Origin of the sequence: Actinoplanes sp. CA-252034, assembly GCF_050956125.1 — a bacterium.
GTDB lineage: Bacteria > Actinomycetota > Actinomycetes > Mycobacteriales > Micromonosporaceae > Actinoplanes.
Map to the genome: position 1 here is coordinate 5,894,286 of NZ_CP191846.1, position 21,548 is coordinate 5,915,833.

The window sequence follows — 21,548 nt, forward strand, 5'->3', positions numbered from 1 at the left end:
TGCCTTCCTTGATGAAGCGGAGTGCGTGGGGCTTCGCGTCGAGGACGTGAGTGTCGTGTTCGAACGGTTCACCGACCGTGCCCGTCGAGTCGTCGTGCTGGCCCAGGAAGAGGCCCGGATGCTCGACCACAACCACATCGGGACCGAGCATCTGCTGCTCGGCCTGGTCCAGGAGGGCGAGGGCGTCGCGGCTCTCGGGATCGCGCCGGAGGTGATCCGGCGCGAGATCGAGCAGATCATCGGCCGGGGGCACGAGATCCCGGGTGGGCACATCCCGTTCACCCCGCGGGCCAAGAAGGTCCTGGAGCTGTCGCTGCGGGAGGCGCTGCAACTGGGCCACAACTACATCGGCACCGAGCACATCCTGCTCGGCCTGCTGCGCGAGGGCGAGGGTGTGGCCGCGCAGGCGCTGCTCAAGCTGGGCGCCGACCGTGAGCTGGTGCGGCAGCGGGTGATCCAGTCGCTCGCCGGGAGCACACCGGTCACCGCTGCGGCGCCGGTCAAGGAGACCATCCTCGACCAGTACGGCGACAACCTCACCCAGAAGGCGCGCGAGGGCAGGCTGGACCCGGTGATCGGCCGGGAACACGAGATCGAGCGGGTCGTGCAGGTGCTCTCGCGCCGCCGCAAGAACAACCCGGTACTGATCGGCGAGCCCGGCGTCGGCAAGACCGCCGCGGTCGAGGGGCTCGCCCAGGCGATCGTGAGCGGCGACGTCCCGGACACGCTGCGCGGCAAACAGCTCTACACCCTCGACATGGGCTCGCTGGTGGCCGGCTCCCGCTACCGCGGCGACTTCGAGGAGCGTCTGAAGAAGATCCTCAAGGAGGTACGGACCAGGGGCGACGTGATCCTGTTCGTCGACGAGATCCACACCCTGGTCGGTGCGGGCGCCGCCGAGGGGGCCATCGACGCCGCGTCACTGCTCAAGCCGGCGCTGGCCCGCGGGGAGTTCCAGCTGGTCGGGGCGACCACCGTGGCCGAGTACCGGATCATCGAGAAGGACAAGCCCCTGGAGCGGCGGCTGCAGAGGATCGAGGTGGGCGAGCCGACGCTGGCGCACACCATCGAGATCCTCAAAGGGCTGCGCGACCATTACGAGGCGCACCACCGGGTGTCGTTCACCGATGCGGCGCTGGTGGCGGCGGCGACCCTGGCCGACCGGTACATCTCCGACCGGTTCCTGCCGGACAAGGCGATCGACCTGATCGACGAGGCCGGGGCCCGGACGCGGATCCGGGCGGTGGGCCGGGACGTCTCCGCCACGGTGCGACGGGAGAAGGAGGCCGCCATCGACGCGCAGGACTTCGAGCTGGCCGCCCGGCTACGCGACCGGGAGCGGCGGCTGATCGCCGACGAGGAGCTGCGCCGGGAGGAGATCGGCGACGAGCAGATCGCCGAGGTGCTGGGCCACTGGACCGGCATCCCCGTGCACCGGCTCACCGAGGAGGAGTCGGCCCGTCTGGCGCGCATGGAGGAGGAACTGCACCGGCGGGTCGTGGCGCAGGACGATGCCGTTGCGGCTGTGGCGCGGGCGATCCGGCGTACCCGCGCGGGGTTGAAGGATCCGAAACGACCGGCCGGGTCGTTCATCTTCGCCGGGCCGTCCGGAGTCGGCAAGACCGAGCTGTGCCGCTCGTTGGCCGAGTTCCTGTTCGGCTCCGAGGACGCGCTCATCCAGCTGGACATGTCCGAGTTCCACGACCGGCACACCATGTCGCGGCTGGTCGGGGCGCCGCCCGGTTACGTCGGCTACGACGAGGGTGGCCAGCTGACCGAGAAGGTACGCCGTAAGCCGTTCTCGGTGGTGCTGTTCGACGAGATCGAGAAGGCCCACCCGGACGTGTTCAACACGCTGCTGCAGATCCTGGAGGACGGCCGTCTGACCGACGGTCAGGGCCGGATCGTCGACTTCAAGAACACCGTCGTCATCCTGACCACCAACCTCGGCACCCGCGAGGTGGGGCGGTCGATCGGCTTCCAGACGTCGTCGGCGCCGGCGTCGGCGTACGAGCAGATGAAGTCCCGGGTCGGTGACGAGCTGAAGCAGCACTTCCGCCCGGAGCTGCTCAACCGCATCGACGACACGATCGTCTTCCACCAGTTGCGGGAGACCGAGATCCTCCGGATCGTCGACATCTTCACCGCCCGCATCCAGGCCCAGCTCCGGAACAGGGACATGACCCTGGAGCTCACCGACGCCGCCCGCGAGCACCTCGCCGCCAGGGGATTCGACCCGGTGCTGGGCGCCCGCCCGCTGCGCCGGACCATCCAGCGCGAACTGGAGGACACCCTGTCCGAGCAGATCCTCTTCAACGATCTGCGCCCGGGCCAGACCGTCGTGGTGGACTGCGAGGACGACCGGCTGGTGTTCCGGGGAGCCGTGCCCGCGGGGCAGTGACCGACGGCTATGACGCCTATGCTGCCCCGGTGCGTGTCATCTCCAAGCTGCTCACCGTCGTCTGGGTTCTCGCGTTCCTCGCGCTGATCGCGGGTTTCGTCGCCTACACCCCCCTGGCCCGCAAGTACGCCAGTGATCATCTGTACGTCGTCGACAACAAGCAGACGATCACGGTGACGACATCGTCCGGCGAGGTGGTGAGCCTCGGCGTACGGATGCCGAGCGCGGTCAGTGGGTTGTGGGCGTCCCCGGACGGGATGACGCTGACGTTCGCCGGCCACCAGCCGATCGTCCTGATGCAGCCGAAGCCCCAGACCTGGGGCGACGAGATCACCACGAACCTGAAGGACATCTCCGAGGACCAGACCGCCACCGGCCGGTACTTCGTGCCCGAGGTGGCCGGGCAGACCGTGCTGGACGGCAAGATCACCGGCACGGTCGTCTACCCGGTCGGCGGTCTGGTCTCGTTCCGCAACGAGCAGACCATCATCGACGTGCCGGTGAAGATCACCGTGGAGCCGTCCGGCGCCGGCCAGGAGTCCGGCGACAACCTGACCCGGCTGGTGTACGGGATGCTGGCCGCCACCGGTGTGCTGATCCTCTTCGCGCTCGGCATGATCGTTCGCGCGGTCGTCCGGCACGGGTTCAGACACGCCAACAGCGCGATCATCACGTTCGTGGTCATCGCGGCCGCGTTCGTCGGCATCGGCTACCTCGCCGAGAAGGCGGCCGTTCCCGACGTGAGCGACGTCGACGTGCTCGGCGCGCTGCCGGTCACCCCGCTGCAGTTCCTCACCTGCGTCGCGGCGGCGATCTTCCTCACCATGGTCGGCATCCTCCTGGGCGGCGAACCCGACGCGCCGGAGACCACCCCGGCCACCCCAGCCACCCCGGCCACCGCGGCCACCGCGGCCACCCCGGAGGAGCAGGCCTGACGGTCACCCGCCGGATGGCGGGGGATTCCGCCGGATGGCGCTCGATCGGGAGCAGGGGCCGGACCATGCTGGTGACACCGGTCACATGGCGGTGATCCGGTGGTAACCGAAGGAGGCCGTTCGTGACCGCTGTCCTGCCCTCTCCTCCCCCGTTCGACGCCGAGCTCGGGGCGGCGCTCGCCGTGCTCGGGGAGCAGCTTCCGCCCTCGCTGACACCCGAGATGATTCCGATCATGCGGCAGGGCGCCGCCATCATGGGGGCTCCCAGCGACGACGACCTGCGGCGGGACGGGAAGTTCACCGTCGAGGAGCGCAGCGTTCCCGGGCTCCACGGGGACCCGGAGATCTCGCTGCTGATCTGCCGGCCGACCGCCGCCACCGGGACTCACGGCTGCCTCTATCACACCCACGGCGGCGGGATGATCCTCGGCGACAACCGGGCCGGGATCGACCTGATGCTCGACCTCGCCGAGGAGTTCGGGCTGGTCGTGGTGTCGGTGGAGTACCGGCTCGCGCCCGAGACGCCGCACCCGGGACCGGTGAACGACTGCTATGCGGGCCTGCTGTGGACGGCGGCACACGCCGACGAGCTCGGCTTCGACGCGGGGCGGCTGATCGTCGCCGGGGGCAGCGCGGGCGGTGGGCTGGCGGCCGCACTGGCACTGATGGCGCGCGATCGGGGTGGACCGGAGCTGCTGGGACAGCTGCTGATCTGCCCGATGCTCGACGATCGCAACGAGAGCGCTTCGGCCGTACAGATGGAAGGTCTCGGGGTGTGGGATCGCACCGCCAACCGCACCGGATGGGGTGCGCTGCTCGGTGATGCGGCCGGAGGGCCGGACGTGTCGCCCTACGCGGCGCCGGCCCGCGCCGCCGACCTGGGAGACCTGCCGCCCGCGTTCATCGACGTCGGCAGCGCCGAGACGTTCCGGGACGAGGACGTCGCCTACGCCGGCCGGATCTGGCAGGCCGGCGGGCGCGCCGAGCTGCACGTATGGCCGGGCGCGTTCCACGGCTTCGACATGATGGCGCCGACCGCGGTGATCTCCCAGGATGCGCGGCAGGCCCGGTTCCGGTGGCTGAACCGCCTCCTCAACACCTGACCTCGGCGGCCCTTCCGGTGGCTGAACCGCCTCCTCAACACCTGACCTCGGCGGCCCTTCCGGTGGCTGAACCGTCCGTTCAACGCCTAACCTCGGCGATATGAAGGACCTGGCCGTGCGCCTCGCCGCGCTGGATGCCGACGCCAGCGCGGCCGTCCAGGTGATCGCCTACTTCGACGAGCTGGTCGAAGCGGGCGCGGGGCTGCAGAGCATCGTGCGCGGCGCGGCCGTGCTGGCCGGCTGCCCGGCCCGCCTCGACGACGACACCCGCCGGGTGCACATCCGGATGCTGCCGGACGGCACCGCCGCGCTCGGCCGGTCTCTCGACGAGGACGATCGGTGGCCGGGGGTGCCGGCGGGCAGCGCCATGATGCGGCTGGAGCGGTCCGGGACGGCCGGCCCGGTCGACGCCATGGTGCTGGAACGCGCCGCGGCCGCCGCCCGCACCGTGCTGGACCGGACCCGCGGCCGGGCGCCGGCCACCGACCAGCCCGCCATGGTGGAGTTGCTGGTCGACGCGTCGGCGCCGCCCGACGCCCGGCTGCGGGCCGCCCGGCTGCTCGGCCTGCCGACCGACGGCGCGGCGTACGCGACGGTCCTGCACGGCGGCGCAGTCCGGGTCCTCAAGGGTGACGCCGACCCGCCGCCGGAACGCGCCGGAATCGGACCGGCCGGGCCGATACTCGACCTTCCGGTCTCACACGAGGCGGCACGCATCGCGGTCCGGTTCACCGCCGCCGGCACCGACGACGACCCCGGAGAACCCCTCATCCGGTACGCCGCACTGGGCGCCCTGGCCGAGCTGAGGCACGTGCCCGAACCCGGTGCTCTGCCGGACGTCCGGATCCTGGAGCAGCCCGCCGCCCCGTGGCTGCCGGCGACCCTGCACGCGATCACCACCACGCCCAGCCTGCGGGCCGCCGCCGCCCGCCTGCGGCTGCACCACTCCACCCTGCAGGACCGGGTGGTCCAGGCCGAGCACCTGCTCGGCTGGAGTCTGCACGACCCGCACGGCCTGTTCCGTACCCACCTGGCCCTGGTCCTGCGCCGCCTGCACCGCAACCCGTGATCAGCGGCCCATCTGCTCGGCCACGTCGATCGCGATCGCCTCGAGCTGGGCACGGGTGAACACCGGCGCCGGGGCCGACGGTGCGCTCCCGTCCCCGCCGAAGTAGTTGGGCGCGCTCAGCTGCACCGCGTGCTTCCGGTCGGGCAGTTCCACGTCGACGCCGTAGAACAGCCAGCCTGGGCCGGGCTTCTCGACGTAGCGGACCAGCCGCAACCCGGACGGGCTGCGCGCCGCCTCGCACCCGGCCACGGCCTGGTTGCACTCGTAGAACGGCTGGCACGTCTCGCCGCCCGGGCAGCTGACCGCACGCAACGACAGGTAGAAGCCACCCTTGCGACCACCGGCCGTGACCCCGGACCGGGCCCGGAACGTCTCGTCGTTCAGTGCGAACATCACCGGATGCCCGTCCGGGGTGCGCTTCTCCCCCGGCACATCCGGCATGTAGATCCACCGGACCGCGGGCGCGTGCTCGGCCGCCGCCCGCTCCAGGACGGTCTGCAGCCGATCGAGGATCTGCTGTCTGCCGGCCGCCGTCCCCGCCTGCAGGGCGGGCGCCGACGGTGATGCGGCGGCGGCCGGAGGGGCGGGGGCCGGCTCCGGCTCCGGCCCGGCTCCCGGCAGGAGACCGGCGCCGACCGCAACGGCGGCGATCACGGCCACCGCGGTCGACCCGCCGGCGGCCAGGTGCCGAACCCGGCGGCGGCGACGGGTACGCCGTACCACCGCGTCCACGTCGACGGTCGACGCCGGCGCCGCACCGATGAGCTGATCGAGCATGACTTGGTTCACTGTGGCCTCTCCGATGCGTAGCTGAGCGCGCGCAGAGCCTCCAGGGCCCGCGCCGACTGGCTCTTGACCGTTCCCGCGGAGACACCGAGCAGCTCCGCGGTCTCCTCGACCGATCGATCGAAGTAGAAACGCAGGACGACGACGGCCCGCTGCCGACGGCCGAGAGCCGACAGCAGACCGATCAGCCGCTCGCGGTCGCCGACCTGGTCCGGTGGGCTCCAGCCGGGGTCGGGCACGTTCTCGGCCGGGCGCTCACGCCGCCACGGCCGGCGGCGCTCGTCGATCCAGGCCCTGGTCAGAACACGCTGGGCGTACGCCTCCGGGTTGTCGGCGGCCGCCACCCGCCGCCAGTTCTCGTAGAGCTTGCCCACGACGGTCCCGACCAGGTCGTCGGCCATGTGCCAGTCGTGAGACAGCAGGTACGCCGCCCGCCGCCAGCGTTCCATCCGGTTGCCCACGAACTCCCGGAACTCGTCCTCTTCGGACCTTTTCACGGTCCTCCTCCCCCACCTCTCTGCGGGCACGACGGAACGACCGGTGTTCGAGGTTGCATGCTTCGAGGGAAAGCCGGGCAGCGGTCAGCGTACGGTCGGCGAAGCGTTGGAGGATGTGCTGATGACGGACGCCCGGCTGCTGGTCGTGCCGGCAGTCTGCGGCACACGGGCTTCGAGGTCGCGGCGGTGGGCACCGGTGGCCTCGCCGTCCATGACCCGGGCAGTGACCGTGCTGGACGAGCTCCTCGCTGAACCCGCCGGCCCACCGGAGAGGCCGGTCGCCGGCGGGCCGACGCGTCCGCACGGGTCAGGCGCTGGGCGTCAGGTCGGTGGAGGCCCGGAAGGAGCCGTCCATCTCGAAGGGCACCGACTCGTGCTCGTGGGTGACCAGCCAGTGGCTGTCGATGCGGCGCAGGCCGAGCGTCACCCGGAACCACAGGGTGAACGGCTCGGTCGAGCCGCGGGGCACCGCGCTCAGGCTGTCGATGCTGGTCGCGAAGGCCACGTCACCGTCGGTGGTGATCTCAAGGCGGGTGACCTCGCGGCGGGGCGGTGCCTCGAACCCGGCCATCCACTGCTCGAGGACGGCCGGGTCCCGGCGGTCGCCGGGCTGGCGCAGCGGCGGGGCGAGGCTGTATTCGACGAAGCCGGGCGCGTAGTGGGACAGGATGGCTTTGGCGTCGCCGGTCTGCAGCAGCGCGGCCTTACGTTCGATGACTTCCTGGATCTCGTTCATGCCGGGGTGTCGAAACCGGGACGGCCGGTTTCGACACCGACGACGAGAGAAAAGGAGAAAGCCATGAAATATCTGATCCTGATCCAGTCGAACCCGCAGTCGCTGGCCGTCTGGGAGACGCTGACCGAGCAGCAGCGCACCGACTTCGGGCTCGGTCACCTGCGGCTGACCGCGCAGATGCGCGATGCCGGGGTGCTGGTGGCGAGTGAGGGGCTGGGCGATCCGGCGCTGGCCGTCCAGGTGTCGGTGCGCGACGGCGAGACGATCACCTCGGACGGGCCATACGCCGAGGTCAAGGAGCATCTGGCCGGCTTCTACCTGATCGACGTCGCGGATCTCGACGAGGCGGTCGGGTGGGCGGCGAAGGCGCCGGACGCCGCGTACACCCGGGTCGAGGTGCGCCCGATCCTCGACATGAGCACGTGGGAGATCTGACCGGACTGCCGGATCTGCTGCGCGAGTGCGCGCCGCAGGTTCTGGCCGCGGTGGTGCGCCGCTACGGTGATTTCGACGCCTGCGAGGACGCGGTCCAGGAGGCGCTGATCGCGGCCGTCCGGCAGTGGCCGGAGACGGGTGTGCCGGAGCAGCCCCGGAGCTGGCTGATCACGGTGGCGAGCCGCCGCCGGGTGGAGATGCTGCGCAACGAGATCGCCCGCCGGCGGCGTGAGGAGACGGTCCGCCACGAACCGGAGCCGGAGGTCCGCGGCGACGACGAACTGGCGTTGCTGCTGCTCTGCTGCCATCCGGCGCTGAGCGTGCCGGCACAGATCACGCTCACGCTGCGGGCCGTCGGCGGGCTGACCACCGCGGAGATCGCCCGGGCGCTGCTGCTGCCGGAGGCCACCGTCGGGCAGCGCATCAGCCGGGCCAAACAGCGGATCCGCGACGCGGGCGCCCGGTTCGAGACGGCGGCCCCGGCCGAGCGGCTGGTCGCGGTCCGGCACGTGCTGTACCTGATCTTCAACGAGGGGTACACGGCGAGTTCCGGCGACGAGCTGAACCGGGTGGAGCTGACCCGCGAGGCGATCCGGCTGACCCGGCAGTTGCACCGCCGCCTGCCCGATGACGGCGAGGTGGCCGGCCTGCTCGCGCTGATGCTGCTCACCGACGCGCGGCGACCCGCCCGGACCGGGCCGGACGCCGCTCTGGTGCCGCTGGCCGACCAGGACCGCGGCCGCTGGGACACCGCCATGATCGCCGAGGGCGTCGGGATCATCACCGCCGCGCTGGCGTCGGCCCCGATCGGGCCGTTTCAGCTGCAGGCCGCGATCGCCGCGGTGCACGACGAGGCGGCGCGGGCCGAGGACACCGATTGGCCACAGATCCTCCTTCTGTACGGGATGCTGCACGCGCTCGCCCCGGGCCCGATGGTGACGTTGAACCGAATCGTGGCGACGGCCATGGTCGACGGGCCGCGGGCGGGGCTCGCCGCGCTGGAACTGGTGGCCGATGATCCGGTCCTGGCCCGGCACCACCGGACCGCCGCGGTGCGGGCTCATCTGCTGGAGCTGGCCGGTGATCGGGCCGGGGCGCGAGAGCAGTACCGGCTGGCGGCCCGGCTCACGCTCAGCCGCCCCGAGCAGCGCTACCTGGAGTCCCGAGCGGCGCGCCTATCGTCGTGCTGACATCCCGAAGAAGGCACCCGAGACCGAACTGCGCCCCCGGGAGATCAGCCTGCCGCAACGAACTGGTCCACGGACGGCCTCGCTCCTTCGACTACAGAATTCGTCGACCTCAGGGACGTGGCACGACCCGCGGCAGATTCGACGTCAAACCTCGGGGAAGTCACCGAGCTCCGTTACGGCGGTCTCGAGATCCGCGTCAACGCCATTCGTGATCATCCGTGTGAAGGTGGAGTCTCCGGCGGCGGCCGCCCGCCGGATGCCGTCGGCTGAGGCGCTCACTCGCTGCCGGACGATGTCGATGAACTCGGTGATCGAACCGTCCCAGCCATAGGAGTCCAGGAACAGCCGAAGCCGGCGCGGTCGTTCGGCGAAAGCGGTGAAACCCTCTGCGGCCACCACGTGGCGCGCGTGCAGAGGCACCCACCCGAAGGCGGTGAACGCCAGATCCCACTCGACCGTGACGGGTCCCGCGAAATCCCAGTCGAAGAACCCGACCAGACGATCCCCGTTCCAAACCGCATTGTACGGTGCCGCATCGTTGTGGCCGATGATCAGGCCGGGCCGCCACTGCGTCTCGTTTCGCCACAGGGCACCGGCGGAAGGAACGAAACCGGCGGCAGCCGTGTGAAAGTCACGCAGCCACTGCGCGACCTGCCGCAACGCGTCGTCGCTGTGGACCCAGCCGGGCCACGGCCGCGCCGTCCCGACCACTGTGCCAGGCAGAAAGGAAAGCACCTCGCGGCCCTGATCGTCGAAACCCAGCGCCCGGGGCACCCGGTTGAAGCCGACGTCGTGTAGATGGCGTAGCAGGTCATGCACCGCCGGTGTCCAGGGCCCGGCAACGCGACGGACGGTGTCACCGACCCGTACCGCGCCACCGTCATTTCCACCGGGAAGACGCTGCGCTTCGATCACCACGACATTCTGTCGCTACGTGACCACCGAGCGGCAACCTGTTTCCGCTCGCCGGCACATGGCATGACCGACGCGCTGACCCGCGCATACGTGATGACCCGCGCGGACAAGGGCTACCAGGGCGCCCGCTGCAGCGTGCGCACCCCCGTTCAAGCAGCGTCGCTTCCGGCCGAAGCTGTCACGCCGGCAGAAGGCGGTCAACCGGGCGCACGCGAGGATTCGCGCCCGCGGTGAGCGCGTTGGCCACGCTCAAGACCTGGAAGATCCTGGCCGGGCCTCGCTGCTGACCGCGCCGCCACCTCGATCGTGCGGGCCACCACTATGCAGGATGAGAACGGCTCAATAGGTCAGCCGGTAAACCGAGAAGGACTTGGCGTCCGCGTCGTTCTGTACGCCGTAGGCGCCGCGCACCAGGTTCGGAGCGGCGGGCAGCGTGTGCGCCACCTGCTCGCCGGTAGCGGCGTCGACGAGCGCACCCTGCGTCGTCGTCCAGACGAAGACCCGCCCCTCCACCATCGAGCGCACCGTGACACCAGCCTCCTTCACCTGCGTCGGGGGGAGGCTCCAGCTGCCCTTCTTGGTGCCCAGGTCGTACGCGAAAATGGTGTTCGCCTCCTTGCCTCCACCGCGCACCTCGCAGACGACGGCGGTCTCACCGTCGGAGACGCAGGTCGGGAACGCCGCGGCCTCGGGTTCGGTATGCAGCACCGTGCCGCTCTTGGCTTCGCGGAGTTCGACCTTCGCGTCGTAGCTGGTGATATCACCGGGGTCGGCCGGTATCGGCACGGCGACCACCCCGGTACCGGTCAGGCCGAGGGAGCCGCGTGTGTACATCGGGCTGGACCAGCGCTCTTCGCCGGTGGCCGCGTCCAGGGCCGTCACCTTGTCGATCTTTTCGTTGGTCACGATCACGGTGCCGTCATCGAGGCCGACCGGCCGTAGCCCCGGCTTCGACCAGAGCACCTTGCCGGTGGCGACGTCGAGCACCGCGGTGGTGCGCTTCTCGGACGAGCCCGGCAGGGCGTTCCGCTTGTCGAAGGCGAGGACGAAGCTGTCGTCGGCGCCGAGCACGGTGTTCACCCCGGGAACCGCGGTGTGCCAGCGTTGGGTGCCGTCCAGGTTGAGGGCGAGGACGCCCTTCTCGGCGCCGCCTGTTTCGATGCCGGCGCCGGTGGTGGCTTTCCCGTACGGCAGGAGCACCGTCAAGCCGGAGAGAGCCGGTGACCCGGCGCAGCCCAGGGCCAGCCCGTCCACCTGTTCGACCTTCCAGGCGGGGGTGTCCGGGGCGGCCAGCGTCTGCGCGGTCAACCAGCAGTTGTCGGCACCGCCGAAGGCGAGGCTGATGATGGAGTCGTCGGTGAGCAGGGCGTGGCCGGCGCCACGGGTGACCGCCTCGGGCTCCACCCCGGCCGGCGGCCCGCCTGGAACCGGCGCCGCACTGGGCGCGACGCTGACCGCAGGAGCCGGCGGGGACGGATCATCGCCCCCGGTCTTGCCGCAGCCAACCAGCAGCGCGGCAGTCAATACGGATACCGAGCCGAGAAGCACAGGTTCCCGCTTCACGTGTCCCCCGATCGAACGTGTGGGCGTCAGGCCGTCCATTGTCGAGGATGGATGTGCGTTCCGGTAACCCGGTACGGCGGCCCCGCTGCGGAGGCTGTACAACTCCGTAGGAACATCGTCTGCACGCCGTCTGTCCCACACGACGTTCGCCGCAGCGGCCCCGACGGTGGGAGCCTCGCCCTCATCGATCAGCAACGCCTGCCGACCCGGGCCAACCTGCAGAACCAGGTTGGAAAAGGCTCACCGACGACGGGACCGGCGGTGCACCGGCACTGCGCGGATCGCGACAGATCAGTGCGGCCTCATATTCTGCGGGTCAGCCGTTTACCGCTGCGGCCCGAATCGAGCATGAGCGGCAGGATGCCGGTCGGTAAAGTAGGTGGGTGAGCGCCAACGAGCTGACCCGCCTACTGGACGACCTCGCCACGGTCGTCCGCTCGACCGCGCCCGGTCTCGCGCGGCTCCGCCTGACACGGGCCGAGCTGGAGACCGCGGCGGCCGCGCCGGATCTGTGAAGGGATCCCGCGCACGGGCGGGCGGTCGGCGTCCGCCTCGCCGTCGTCACCCGTGAGCTGACCCGCGCCGAGACGGTGCGCCAGCGGCTCGACGACGCGCGAGCGCTACTCTCGCTGGCGGTCGACACACACGACGATGTGGTCCTCGCCGACCTGCGAGCCGAGGCCGACGCGCTGAGCGACGCCGTCGCGGACTTCGGGATCCGGATGAGCCTCGACGGGGCCTTCGACCTGCGGGGCGCCGTGGTCGTCGTTCGAGCAGCCGGAACCGGCGAGGACGCGGCAACGTTGGTCGTGACCGTGCTGCGGCGGTACCTCGAATGGGCCGAGCGGCACGGCCACGTCATCGCGATGCCCGACGACGTCCCGCCGGGATCGCGCCTACGGCAAGGAGCGCTGATCGTGGCCGCGCCGTACGCGTACGGCCTGCTGCGCGCCGAGGCCGGCCGGCATCGCGCCGGGGCGGCCGAGGTCACCGTCACCGTGGCTCCGCTGGTCGAGGACGATGATCCGGAGACCGTCCGGGACCAGGATGTCCGAGTGGATGTGATGTGCACGCGGAATCCGGCCACGGCGTCGGTTCGATTCACACACCTGCCGACCGGCTGGAGCGTGTCATTCCGTAACGACGCGCGGGCGGGGCAACAGCGGGAGATCGCCTACCGGGTGCTCCGTTCGCTGCTGCTCGTAGCGGACGTCGACAACCGCAACTGACCGCGCTGCTCAGCCGGCTCACGGGCCGTCCTGCCCGTGCTCGACCGCGGTGTCATACCTCGCTGCGCGCCCGGATCGCGGCATGGCGAAGTGGTCCGGCTCGGCGGAAGCGTATTGATCAACGTTGGCATACTCGCCCGCATGGCAGCTATGGATCCCTTTCGTGACGAGGCCCGCAGCCGCGGGATCCCCGAGGCCGAGGTCGAGCGGTGGCTCGAGACGGTCCGCCCGTGCGCGGCCCTGGAGGAGACCGACGAGCCCGCGGGCAGCCCGGTGGCCGGGCTCCTCGGCGGGCAGCCCGACGTGACCGTAGCGGGCAAGCCGTTCCTCGCCCTGGTCGACTTCGCGGCAGTACCGGCCGACGCCACCGACATCCCGCTGCCCTCGGACGGCACGCTGCTGTTCTTCGCCGACCTCGAGGACACCGACCCCGAGGATGACTGGCACCAACTCGTCTACCTTCCGGCCGGCACCGCGGTCGCGATGTCCGGCAAGCCCGCCGAGCTGCACCTGAAGGTCGAGCCCTCGCTGCCCAACCGCGGCACCGACAGCGCGCGGTTCCCGCACGGCCACGAGCTGGGCTCGGTCTGGTGGGAGACCAACGGCCAGATGCGCGACGGCGGTGCCGTGCAGCTCGGCGGCTACCCGTGGGTGTGGAACGTCGACCCGGTGACCGACTACGACCGCGGCCCGGACGACGATTGGGTGCTGCTCGCCACGATCAGCCGCGGCGAACAGTTCGGCTCCGACCTGGGTCGTGCGACCTGGGTCATCCGACGGGCCGACCTGGCGGCGCGTCGCTTCGACTGCGCCGAGGCCTACTACGACTCGTTCGACTAGATTCTGAACCCGCGTTCGACCTGACTAAGAACTCCTAACTCTTTGTGGTTCGGAGGCGGCGCCAGCAGATGAGGGCACAGCCGAGTTTGAGCAGGGCTTCGTGGATGTCGTCGCGGATCTCCCAGCGGATACGCAGACGACGGAACCAGTGCAGCAGTGCGAAGGTCTGCTCGACGACCCAGCGCAGTTTGCCGAGTCCGGAGCCGTGCTCGGTGCCGCGGCGGGCGATGACTGGGGTGACACCGAGTTCGCGGACCTGGGCGCGGTACTTGTCGTGGTCGTAGCCGCGGTCGGCGTAGACCTTCGGCGCCCGCTGCCGGGGACGTCCGCGTTTGCCGCGGATCGGTGGCACCGCCTGCAGTAGCGGGAGTAGTTGGGTCACGTCGTTGCGGTTGCCGCCGGTCAGCAGCACCGCAAGCGGAACACCGCCGGCGTCGGTGATGAGATGGTGTTTGGAGCCCGGCCGGCCGCGGTCTACCGGACTCCGGCCGGTTTTGGGCCGCCCTTGAGCGCTCGGACGTGGCTGCTGTCGACCACCGTCCGGGACATGTCGAGCTTGCCTGCCGCGCGTAGCTCGGCGAGCAGCACCTCGTGCAGGCGTTGCCAGACGCCGGCGTTGTTCCAGTCCCGTAGCCGGCGCCAGCAGGTCATGCCGCAGCCGAAGCCGAGCTCGCTGGGTAGCCATTCCCAGCGGATGCCGGTGTAAAGAACGAACAGGATGCCGCAGAGCACCTTGCGGCCATCAACCGGTCGACGACCAGGACCCGATCGTGGCCGCTGTTTCGGGATCAGCGGCGCGATCCGGGCCCAGAGGTCGTCGTCGACCAGCCACGGTTGCGGGTCGCGCTTCCTCACGTTCCGACAACGAGCACACCAAAGATCAGGTCATACCGATGCACCCGATTGAGTTAGGAGTTCTAAGAGGGCATCTGATCCCGGCATGTCCGTTCGGCAGTGAAATGCAGTGATAGTCAACGCCAGGTTTGGGTGCATTCGCCGGTCAGTCTGAGCATGATCGTGTTAGACATCGCCCACTGGACCATCGCCACCGAACGCTGCGGGAGCGCCTCGTAGTCGCGGACTAGGCGCCGGTGCTGCATCAGCCACCCGAACGTCCGCTCGACCACCCATCGACGTGGAAGGACATGAAATCCCTTCTCTGCACGGCGCGGCACCACCTCGACGTCGATGCCGAGTCCTGCGCCATGACGCAGCACCGTGTTCTGGTAGCCGCCGTCAACCCAAACCTTGCTCACCCTCGGGTGGTCTCCGGCAAGCGTGCTCAGCAGACCCTTGCCGGCGGCAGTGTCGGACACCGACGCCGCGGTGACCACTACCGCCAGCAGCAGCCCGAGAGTGTCGGTAGCGATGTGCCGTTTCCGTCCCTTGATCTTCTTCGCCGCATCGATTCCCTGCTCGGATTCCTTTACGTTGCAAGACGTCTTGACGCTTTGAGCATCCAACACCGCGGCGCTCGGCTCGGCATCTCGGCCGAGAGCCTCACGCACCCGCGACCGCAGAAGATCGTGGATACGAGCCGTGGTGCCGTCCTTCTCCCACTTGGCGTAGTAGTCATAGACCGTCTTCGCCGGCGGGAAGTCGTGTGGCAGGTACTCCCACGCCATGCCGGTCCGTGCCACATACAAGATCGCATTGACGATCTCCCTCAGATCATGGACCGGCGGCTTGATCCCCAAGCCCCGCCGCGCCTCACGCCACTGCACCAGAACAGGCTCGATCAACGCCCACCGGGCATCCGACAGGTCCGTTCGATATGGAAGTCGCCCCATCCCCATGCTCGACCAACGAACGATCAAAGCCGATGGCGTGCGCGAACGTGAACTATCCCCTTAGAGGGCATCTGATCCCGGCATGTCCGTTCGGCAGTGAAATGCAGTGATAGTCAACGCCAGGTTTGGGTGCATTCGCCGGTCAGTCTGAGCATGATCGTGTTAGACATCGCCCACTGGACCATCGCCACCGAACGCTGCGGGAGCGCCTCGTAGTCGCGGACTAGGCGCCGGTGCTGCATCAGCCACCCGAACGTCCGCTCGACCACCCATCGACGTGGAAGGACATGAAATCCCTTCTCTGCACGGCGCGGCACCACCTCGACGTCGATGCCGAGTCCTGCGCCATGACGCAGCACCGTGTTCTGGTAGCCGCCGTCAACCCAAACCTTGCTCACCCTCGGGTGGTCTCCGGCAAGCGTGCTCAGCAGACCCTTGCCGGCGGCAGTGTCGGACACCGACGCCGCGGTGACCACTACCGCCAGCAGCAGCCCGAGAGTGTCGGTAGCGATGTGCCGTTTCCGTCCCTTGATCTTCTTCGCCGCATCGATTCCCTGCTCGGATTCCTTTACGTTGCAAGACGTCTTGACGCTTTGAGCATCCAACACCGCGGCGCTCGGCTCGGCATCTCGGCCGAGAGCCTCACGCACCCGCGACCGCAGAAGATCGTGGATACGAGCCGTGGTGCCGTCCTTCTCCCACTTGGCGTAGTAGTCATAGACCGTCTTCGCCGGCGGGAAGTCGTGTGGCAGGTACTCCCACGCCATGCCGGTCCGTGCCACATACAAGATCGCATTGACGATCTCCCTCAGATCATGGACCGGCGGCTTGATCCCCAAGCCCCGCCGCGCCTCACGCCACTGCACCAGAACAGGCTCGATCAACGCCCACCGGGCATCCGACAGGTCCGTTCGATATGGAAGTCGCCCCATCCCCATGCTCGACCAACGAACGATCAAAGCCGATGGCGTGCGCGAACGTGAACTATCCCCTTAGAGGATCAGATGCCCTCTAACGCCCAGCTCGAACTGGAGTGGCCGCAGATCCAGGATCGAGCGCCAGCGGACTGCTGGCACGCGGCCAGCGCCTCTCATGCTGGCCGCAGGAAATCCGCCGAGTCTTCCAAACCTGGAGTCCCAAGTAACAGACATCAACTGTCCGGCCGTCACTGCGTGAACCTTCAGGTCGGCGGCGGCGGTGTGGGGCAATCTACGCCTTACCTGCGGCATGAGAATGCGTTCGAATCTGGAATTGAGTCGATGGAGCCCTCGGCTGTTCTGTGGTGCTACAAAGGCGGCATGCAGCTTCACGGCTATGACGAGCGGAAGCGGCCACCCGATTGCAGTTGGCTGGACGTCGAGTCTCTGATGGCGGGTTTCGGCGTGGACCGGACGACTGCACAGCGTGTGGTCGAGGAAGAACAACGTCGTCAGTACCCGACAGCCGGCACGCGGGCTGTAGACGGGTCGTCACTGCTCCATCAGCCAGCCTTCTGGATGGCTCACCTAGGGGAGGCGATTGGGGAGGTTTACGGTCTCGAAGCCATTTTTGGATCGCCCGCGAAAGAGGCATGGGAATCCGGTTCACTGCCTCACCAGCGGCTGGACGCATGGCCGGTGCTCACCGTCCCACTGCCGATAGGCGGGGTCATGTACATCATCTACCGCACAGAGCATCGGTGGCATCTGGGGCGGGAGTGCGCATGGGTGCAGAATCCCGCGGAGCACACGACCGATTTTTGGCTCGTTGCACCTTCTGGACAAGGGCTACTGATCGCGAGTCTGGCCCCTGCGCTGTTGGGGCCTGGGCTGCGCTGGCAAGAGGCGAAGAGCATCGCGCAGGTGGGTGGCCCAGGTCGGCTCTCAATAGCGCGTCGCCTCCTCCTGCTTGCGCCCATCATCGGTGACAGGGACGCCGGCCCCGAAGCCGTTGCCTGGCTTGCCCAAGCGCTGTCGCTTGTCGGTGCTGTTGACCGTTCATCACCTGTTGTTCGAGAAGTCGCGGAGAGTCTCGTATTCAAGAACCTTTTCTTCCGACATGTCCGGTGGAGGAGAGAGAACGACGCATGGGTGTGCGATGGCGGTGACAGCCCCCGGAACCCAACTGGTCGTACGTCTTTGTGTCCGCAAGATCTGCAACGCGCTTCCGAGTCAGTCAGGCCCTTCGATCGGTAGATACAGCAAGCTGGGCGTACTCATCTCGTCACGACAGCACGCTGGCATGTCGTGGTCGTCCACCGGCCGTGACGGCGGCCCGGTCCGGGCACGGATCGCGGCAGATGAGGGTGCGGTCCGTTCGGTAGCCGTCCGCGTGCGGTAGTGGCGGTTACCCCTACGGCATGCTTATGGAGTGGCACATCTGGAGTCGTTCCTGAGATTCGAGCACGCGTATCACGGCGGGCTGCATTGCTACGTGGTTCGTGCAGGGGAGGCGGATGTGCCGAACCCGATCTGGCGAGGTCTGTGGGAGCAGGAGTATCCCGACGATGCGGACCAGAACCCCTGGTTCCGGCACGCGATCAACAACAACGACGGTGAGGCTCTGGCGGTGTGGCGGGCGCTGGCCTGGGCGTTGACCAGAGGCCGGAGCCGGTTCGCCATTCCGGCTTACTACCGGGACGAGACGGCTCAGCGGCTGGGCATGACGCGTGAGGCGGTTCGGCTGGTCAGGTGGGAGTACGAAGTCAACGTCGAGGAGCCGGATTGGCCCGCCGCGGATACCGGGTTTGTTTTGGCCCGCGCCTGCGTTCCGCTGCGCCCAGCGCCGGATCCGTGGCAACGAGAACACGCTGGATTCGCCGGCCTGTTCGAGCTGCTCAGCTTTCGTCACCTGACCGACTTCGCTCTAACGGTGAGCGGTGACGCCTCTTCGGAGATCACGATGTTCGCCCTCCGCGATCCGGGCCGGGCCCGCTCGTTGGCCTCAACCTTGGATCAGGCGGATCGTCCCGCGCTGACGGAGATCCTGCAGCCCGGTGACATCTTCCTCAACTTGGCCGTGATGCACGATCTCGGCGCCGGTGCTGCCAGCTATTTCACCGTCAAGACCCCGGAAGCCATCGACGAGGTCGACCAGTTAGCCGGGCACTTCAGCGAGGCGTTTCGCCGCTATGCAAGCCGAGCTGAGGAGATCCGGACCTTCGGCGAGTTCCACACCGCAATCGACAATCTGCTGGCGCCGACTCACGGCCTCGGGACCAATTGACGACGCCCCTTCAACAGCACGCCACCATGCCCACAGTGCGGCTACTTGTTTCATTGATCTACGACCGCAGCCCGGCCAGGCTTGGTCGAGGTGACCGGTGGGATCGCTCTGTCGCGGCTGTCCATCGCAGGTCTGGTGTGACTCACTCATGGCATGCGCCTGCCGGTCACCGCGGCGCGGAGTGGCTCAAGAGGGGTATGCCCAGCTCAAAGTAGCGCTGCCCTCCCGTCGACCCATCATCGGATCGAGGGAGAGGTAACCAGATGGGCCAGGTCGTCATCGGCGTAGACCCGCACAAGCGTTCCGTCACCATCGAGGTTATCGACCAGCGCGAACGCGTGCTGGCCAAGGGCCGGTTCGGCACCGACACCGACGGTTACCAGGCCATGCTCGCCGCCGGCCGCGAACACACCGACCGGATCTGGGCCGTCGAGGGCTGCAGCGGCATCGGCCGGCACGTCGCCCAGCGCCTGGTCGCCGACGGCGAGACCGTCCTGGACGTCCCGGCGAAGCTGTCGGCCCGAGCTCGGGTGTTCTCCACCGGCCAAGGCCGCAAGACCGACCCGGTCGACGCCCACAGCGTCGCCGTCGTTGCTTTGCGCACCTCTGAACTGCGGCAGGTCGTCGTCGACGACACGACCGTGGCGTTGCGGCTGCTGGTCGACCGGCGTGATCAGCTTGGCCGTGCCCGCACCGAGGCCGTGTCCCGGCTGCATCACCTGTTGCTCGAACTGGTGCCGGGTGGGGCGAAGAAGTTCCTGTCCGCTCAGCAGGCGCGGGCGCTGCTCAACACCGTGCGCCCGCGTGACGTCGTCGGCAAGACCCGCCGCTGGCTGGCATCCGAACTGATCCACGAGCTCGTCACCATCGACAAGAAGATCAAGATCGCGAACGCCGAACTGACCGAGCTGGTCGACTCGACGGGCAGCCGACTGCGGACGCTTCACGGCATCGGTCCGTCCGGCGCCGCCCGCCTGATCGGCGACATCGGTGATGCCAGCCGGTTCACCAGCCGCGGGCACTTCGCGTCCTGGAACGGCACCGCGCCCATTGACGCGTCCTCCGGCGACCAGAACCGGCACCGGTTGTCGCGGGCCGGGAATCGGCGCATCAACCGAGTTCTGCACATCATGGCCGTCGTCCAGCTCCGCAATGACACCGAAGGACGCCGCTACTACCGGCGCAAACTCGCCGAAGGCAAGACCACCATGGAAGCCATGCGCGCCCTCAAACGCCGGCTCTCCGACGTCGTCTATCGGCTGATGACCGCCGACGCCAAGCGGCTCAGGACGGGCCCGGGAGGACAAGTGGGGGCGACTCTGCAATCCAACGCGGCCGACCCAAACCCCAAGGCCGACACTTCGGAGAAGTCACTTCCCGAACCCGCCGAAGACCACCTTAGAACACCGCTTCTCACCGCCTCTTGACACAGAGGGGTGCCATGACAGTGCGTTGCGGGCCGGAGGGGATTTGAACCCCTGGTGGGGCATGGCACGCCAGTGGCCCCACGCGCTTCAAGCCGCCGTGCGTACCCAGCTGTCGGCTCATCGGCGCTGCAATAACCCGGCTCTGCCACCGGCCCGCCGCAGTATCGCCGGAACCGGCTCCACCCAGCACCCGGTTTACTTCGGCGCTACGAGCGTTGTCGGCGGCAGAAGCGTACCTCTTTACTGAGCTTTTGGAGTCAGGGTCAGGGCGGTGCCAGACCGCTGGTGGCGAGGAATCCTGAGGCGAGACTGGGCCGGTACTGCATCCGTTTGAGCCGGTTCTTCGCCACCCGGAACAGGTCGTCGATGCCGCCGGGTGCGAGGTTGGCCATGCTGCGTTTGAGGCTGGACCACATGTTCTCGACGGGGTTGAGTTCGGGGGCGTAGCCGGGGAGGCGGTAGACGCGCAGCCATGGTCGGGCGGTGATCAGGGCGCGCATCTTGGCGGACTTGTGCTGGGGCAGGCCGTCCCAGAGCAGGACGATCGGCGCGCCGAGATGCTGGTGGGCGGCGTCGAGCAGGTCAGCGAAGTGGTCTTCGCCGAAGCCTTTCGGCTCGCCTTTTCGTCCTCGGTGGACCATGGTGCGGTAGATGATCCGCGGCTGATGTCCGGCGCGGTAGGCGACGATCCCGGCGAGGGAGAGTTTGCGTCCGCCGCGGCCGGCGACGGTGACGATCGGGGTGGTGCCTCGCCGGGCCCAGGTCCGGGCCCGGGCTGGTCTCAGCGAGATGCCGGACTCGTCGGCGAAGCAGATCCACGCGCCCAGCCTGCGCGCGACTCTTTTACCGCGGGCCACTGATACCGCTTGAAATGGTCGATGGCGGCCTCGTCGCGTTCGGCGGCCCGGTGGACCGGCTGTTGCGGCGTGTAGCCAGCGCGGCGCAGCGTTTCCCACACGGTGGCGATGCCGACGGTGAGGTGGAACATCCGGCCGATCAGCGTGCGGACCCGGGCCAGCGTCCAGCGCTGGTCCTCGTCCCAGCCCGCCGCGGCCGGGCCCTGCTCCAGTCTGTCGATCAGCTTCTGGACCTGGACCTCCGACAGCACGGGGTCGGGTCCGGGTGCCCCCTTGGAGGCCAGGGCCTGTTCACCGCCGGCCTTCCAGGCCCGCCGCCACGCGTACGCCGACTTCGTCGAGATCTCCAGCTCGGCGGCCACCTGCGGTGCGCTCACTCCGTCAGCGAACATGCGTGCCGCCTGCCGGCGTATCTGTTCCCGGCGGGCGCGTTGCTGCGGGCCGACCCCGCCGCCATCCCCGTATCGCATGCCCTAAATAGACACCGCTGCCATACAGCTAGGAATCACCCAAAGCGGCGATATGGACATGCGAGTGACCTCAACTCCGATAGCTCAGTAAGCGGGATCGT

22 protein-coding genes, 1 tRNA gene and 1 pseudogene are annotated in these 21,548 nt (G+C 68.8%); 13 read left to right on the top strand and 11 right to left on the bottom strand.

The features are described from left to right. Window positions 1-55: 55 nt before the first annotated feature. From ACQPZW_RS27095 to ACQPZW_RS27110, 4 genes are all read left to right on the top strand, one after another. On the top strand, window positions 56-2,401 hold the full coding sequence (locus tag ACQPZW_RS27095) for an ATP-dependent Clp protease ATP-binding subunit (protein ID WP_433797630.1): 2,346 nt from the start codon (window positions 56-58) through the stop codon (window positions 2,399-2,401). Window positions 2,402-2,430: 29 nt separating this feature from the next. Continuing rightward, the gene (locus ACQPZW_RS27100; RefSeq protein ID WP_433788841.1) at window positions 2,431-3,336 is read left to right on the top strand and encodes a hypothetical protein; all 906 of its coding nucleotides are present in this window, start codon (window positions 2,431-2,433) and stop codon (window positions 3,334-3,336) included. A gap of 122 nt (window positions 3,337-3,458) precedes the next feature. Continuing rightward, window positions 3,459-4,439 (top strand): alpha/beta hydrolase, encoded by a 981-nt coding sequence (locus ACQPZW_RS27105; RefSeq protein ID WP_433788842.1) that lies wholly within the window; start codon window positions 3,459-3,461, stop codon window positions 4,437-4,439. A gap of 100 nt (window positions 4,440-4,539) precedes the next feature. Continuing rightward, the gene (locus ACQPZW_RS27110) at window positions 4,540-5,508 is read left to right on the top strand and encodes a helix-turn-helix domain-containing protein (RefSeq protein WP_433788843.1); all 969 of its coding nucleotides are present in this window, start codon (window positions 4,540-4,542) and stop codon (window positions 5,506-5,508) included. Here the strand turns inward: ACQPZW_RS27110 and ACQPZW_RS27115 are convergent, their stop codons facing one another. The 3 genes from ACQPZW_RS27115 to ACQPZW_RS27125 all read right to left on the bottom strand — a co-directional run bounded on the left by ACQPZW_RS27115 (window position 5,509) and on the right by ACQPZW_RS27125 (window position 7,527). Continuing rightward, window positions 5,509-6,285 (bottom strand): hypothetical protein, encoded by a 777-nt coding sequence (locus ACQPZW_RS27115; protein WP_433788844.1) that lies wholly within the window; start codon window positions 6,283-6,285, stop codon window positions 5,509-5,511. It lies immediately after the preceding gene. Between the two features lie 8 nt (window positions 6,286-6,293). Further along, the gene (locus ACQPZW_RS27120; RefSeq protein WP_433788845.1) at window positions 6,294-6,791 is read right to left on the bottom strand and encodes a SigE family RNA polymerase sigma factor; all 498 of its coding nucleotides are present in this window, start codon (window positions 6,789-6,791) and stop codon (window positions 6,294-6,296) included. A gap of 307 nt (window positions 6,792-7,098) precedes the next feature. Next, window positions 7,099-7,527: a YybH family protein gene (locus ACQPZW_RS27125; protein ID WP_433788846.1), complete on the bottom strand. Its 429-nt coding sequence runs from the start codon at window positions 7,525-7,527 to the stop codon at window positions 7,099-7,101. Between the two features lie 63 nt (window positions 7,528-7,590). Here ACQPZW_RS27125 and ACQPZW_RS27130 point away from each other — a divergent pair, with 63 nt between their 5' ends. Both ACQPZW_RS27130 and ACQPZW_RS27135 read left to right on the top strand, forming a co-directional pair. Next, window positions 7,591-7,962 (top strand): YciI family protein, encoded by a 372-nt coding sequence (locus ACQPZW_RS27130; protein WP_433788847.1) that lies wholly within the window; start codon window positions 7,591-7,593, stop codon window positions 7,960-7,962. Next, on the top strand, window positions 7,950-9,152 hold the full coding sequence (locus ACQPZW_RS27135) for an RNA polymerase sigma factor (protein WP_433788848.1): 1,203 nt from the start codon (window positions 7,950-7,952) through the stop codon (window positions 9,150-9,152). The genes ACQPZW_RS27130 and ACQPZW_RS27135 overlap by 13 nt, the downstream gene beginning before the upstream one ends. Before the next feature lie 144 nt (window positions 9,153-9,296). Here ACQPZW_RS27135 and ACQPZW_RS27140 read toward each other — a convergent pair whose 3' ends face one another. After that, window positions 9,297-9,926 carry a phosphotransferase gene (locus ACQPZW_RS27140; protein ID WP_433788849.1) on the bottom strand — a complete coding sequence of 210 codons (630 nt, stop codon included), beginning with the start codon at window positions 9,924-9,926 and terminating at the stop codon, window positions 9,297-9,299. A 201-nt stretch (window positions 9,927-10,127) separates the two neighbouring features. On the opposite strand from ACQPZW_RS27140, the pseudogene ACQPZW_RS27145 reads away from it, so the two are divergent. Then, window positions 10,128-10,382 (top strand): annotated as a pseudogene (locus tag ACQPZW_RS27145) (transposase family protein); the annotation flags it as partial. Between the two features lie 24 nt (window positions 10,383-10,406). Here the strand turns inward: ACQPZW_RS27145 and ACQPZW_RS27150 are convergent. Beyond that, window positions 10,407-11,669 (bottom strand): PQQ-binding-like beta-propeller repeat protein, encoded by a 1,263-nt coding sequence (locus ACQPZW_RS27150; RefSeq protein WP_433788850.1) that lies wholly within the window; start codon window positions 11,667-11,669, stop codon window positions 10,407-10,409. Window positions 11,670-12,013: 344 nt separating this feature from the next. Here ACQPZW_RS27150 and ACQPZW_RS27155 point away from each other — a divergent pair, with 344 nt between their 5' ends. From ACQPZW_RS27155 to ACQPZW_RS27165, 3 genes are all read left to right on the top strand, one after another. Continuing rightward, complete coding sequence (locus tag ACQPZW_RS27155) at window positions 12,014-12,145, top strand: hypothetical protein (protein ID WP_433788851.1); 132 nt, start codon at window positions 12,014-12,016, stop codon at window positions 12,143-12,145. A gap of 75 nt (window positions 12,146-12,220) precedes the next feature. Beyond that, window positions 12,221-12,859, top strand: a complete 639-nt coding sequence (locus tag ACQPZW_RS27160) for a PCRF domain-containing protein (RefSeq protein ID WP_433788852.1) — start codon at window positions 12,221-12,223, stop codon at window positions 12,857-12,859. A gap of 141 nt (window positions 12,860-13,000) precedes the next feature. Continuing rightward, window positions 13,001-13,699: a DUF1963 domain-containing protein gene (locus ACQPZW_RS27165; RefSeq protein ID WP_433788853.1), complete on the top strand. Its 699-nt coding sequence runs from the start codon at window positions 13,001-13,003 to the stop codon at window positions 13,697-13,699. A 34-nt stretch (window positions 13,700-13,733) separates the two neighbouring features. Here ACQPZW_RS27165 and ACQPZW_RS27170 read toward each other — a convergent pair. The 3 genes from ACQPZW_RS27170 to ACQPZW_RS27180 form a co-directional block, all read right to left on the bottom strand. Further along, a protein-coding gene (locus ACQPZW_RS27170) for an IS5 family transposase (RefSeq protein WP_433797631.1) occupies window positions 13,734-14,527 on the bottom strand; the annotation gives its coding sequence in 2 pieces (ribosomal slippage) (window positions 13,734-14,197 and window positions 14,197-14,527; 795 coding nt in all). Between the two features lie 143 nt (window positions 14,528-14,670). After that, complete coding sequence (locus ACQPZW_RS27175) at window positions 14,671-15,489, bottom strand: IS5 family transposase (RefSeq protein ID WP_433797632.1); 819 nt, start codon at window positions 15,487-15,489, stop codon at window positions 14,671-14,673. A 113-nt stretch (window positions 15,490-15,602) separates the two neighbouring features. After that, entirely contained in the window at window positions 15,603-16,421 is an 819-nt protein-coding gene (locus tag ACQPZW_RS27180) for an IS5 family transposase (protein ID WP_433797632.1), read from the bottom strand. 240 nt (window positions 16,422-16,661) lie between these two features. Here ACQPZW_RS27180 and ACQPZW_RS27185 point away from each other — a divergent pair, with 240 nt between their 5' ends. The 3 genes from ACQPZW_RS27185 to ACQPZW_RS27195 all read left to right on the top strand — a co-directional run bounded on the left by ACQPZW_RS27185 (window position 16,662) and on the right by ACQPZW_RS27195 (window position 20,120). After that, window positions 16,662-17,663, top strand: coding sequence for a hypothetical protein (locus ACQPZW_RS27185; RefSeq protein ID WP_433788854.1), 1,002 nt, complete (start codon window positions 16,662-16,664; stop codon window positions 17,661-17,663). 175 nt (window positions 17,664-17,838) lie between these two features. Next, on the top strand, window positions 17,839-18,693 hold the full coding sequence (locus ACQPZW_RS27190) for a hypothetical protein (RefSeq protein ID WP_433788855.1): 855 nt from the start codon (window positions 17,839-17,841) through the stop codon (window positions 18,691-18,693). Between the two features lie 263 nt (window positions 18,694-18,956). Further along, the gene (locus tag ACQPZW_RS27195; RefSeq protein ID WP_433788856.1) at window positions 18,957-20,120 is read left to right on the top strand and encodes an IS110 family transposase; all 1,164 of its coding nucleotides are present in this window, start codon (window positions 18,957-18,959) and stop codon (window positions 20,118-20,120) included. A 28-nt stretch (window positions 20,121-20,148) separates the two neighbouring features. Here ACQPZW_RS27195 and ACQPZW_RS27200 read toward each other — a convergent pair. The 3 genes from ACQPZW_RS27200 to ACQPZW_RS27210 all read right to left on the bottom strand — a co-directional run bounded on the left by ACQPZW_RS27200 (window position 20,149) and on the right by ACQPZW_RS27210 (window position 21,447). Then, a tRNA-Ser gene (locus ACQPZW_RS27200) sits at window positions 20,149-20,275 on the bottom strand. 108 nt (window positions 20,276-20,383) lie between these two features. Next, on the bottom strand, window positions 20,384-20,977 hold the full coding sequence (locus ACQPZW_RS27205; protein WP_433788857.1) for an IS630 family transposase: 594 nt from the start codon (window positions 20,975-20,977) through the stop codon (window positions 20,384-20,386). Further along, window positions 20,902-21,447 (bottom strand): helix-turn-helix domain-containing protein, encoded by a 546-nt coding sequence (locus ACQPZW_RS27210; protein WP_433788858.1) that lies wholly within the window; start codon window positions 21,445-21,447, stop codon window positions 20,902-20,904. Before ACQPZW_RS27210 ends, ACQPZW_RS27205 begins: the two co-directional genes overlap by 76 nt. Window positions 21,448-21,548 lie beyond the last annotated feature (101 nt).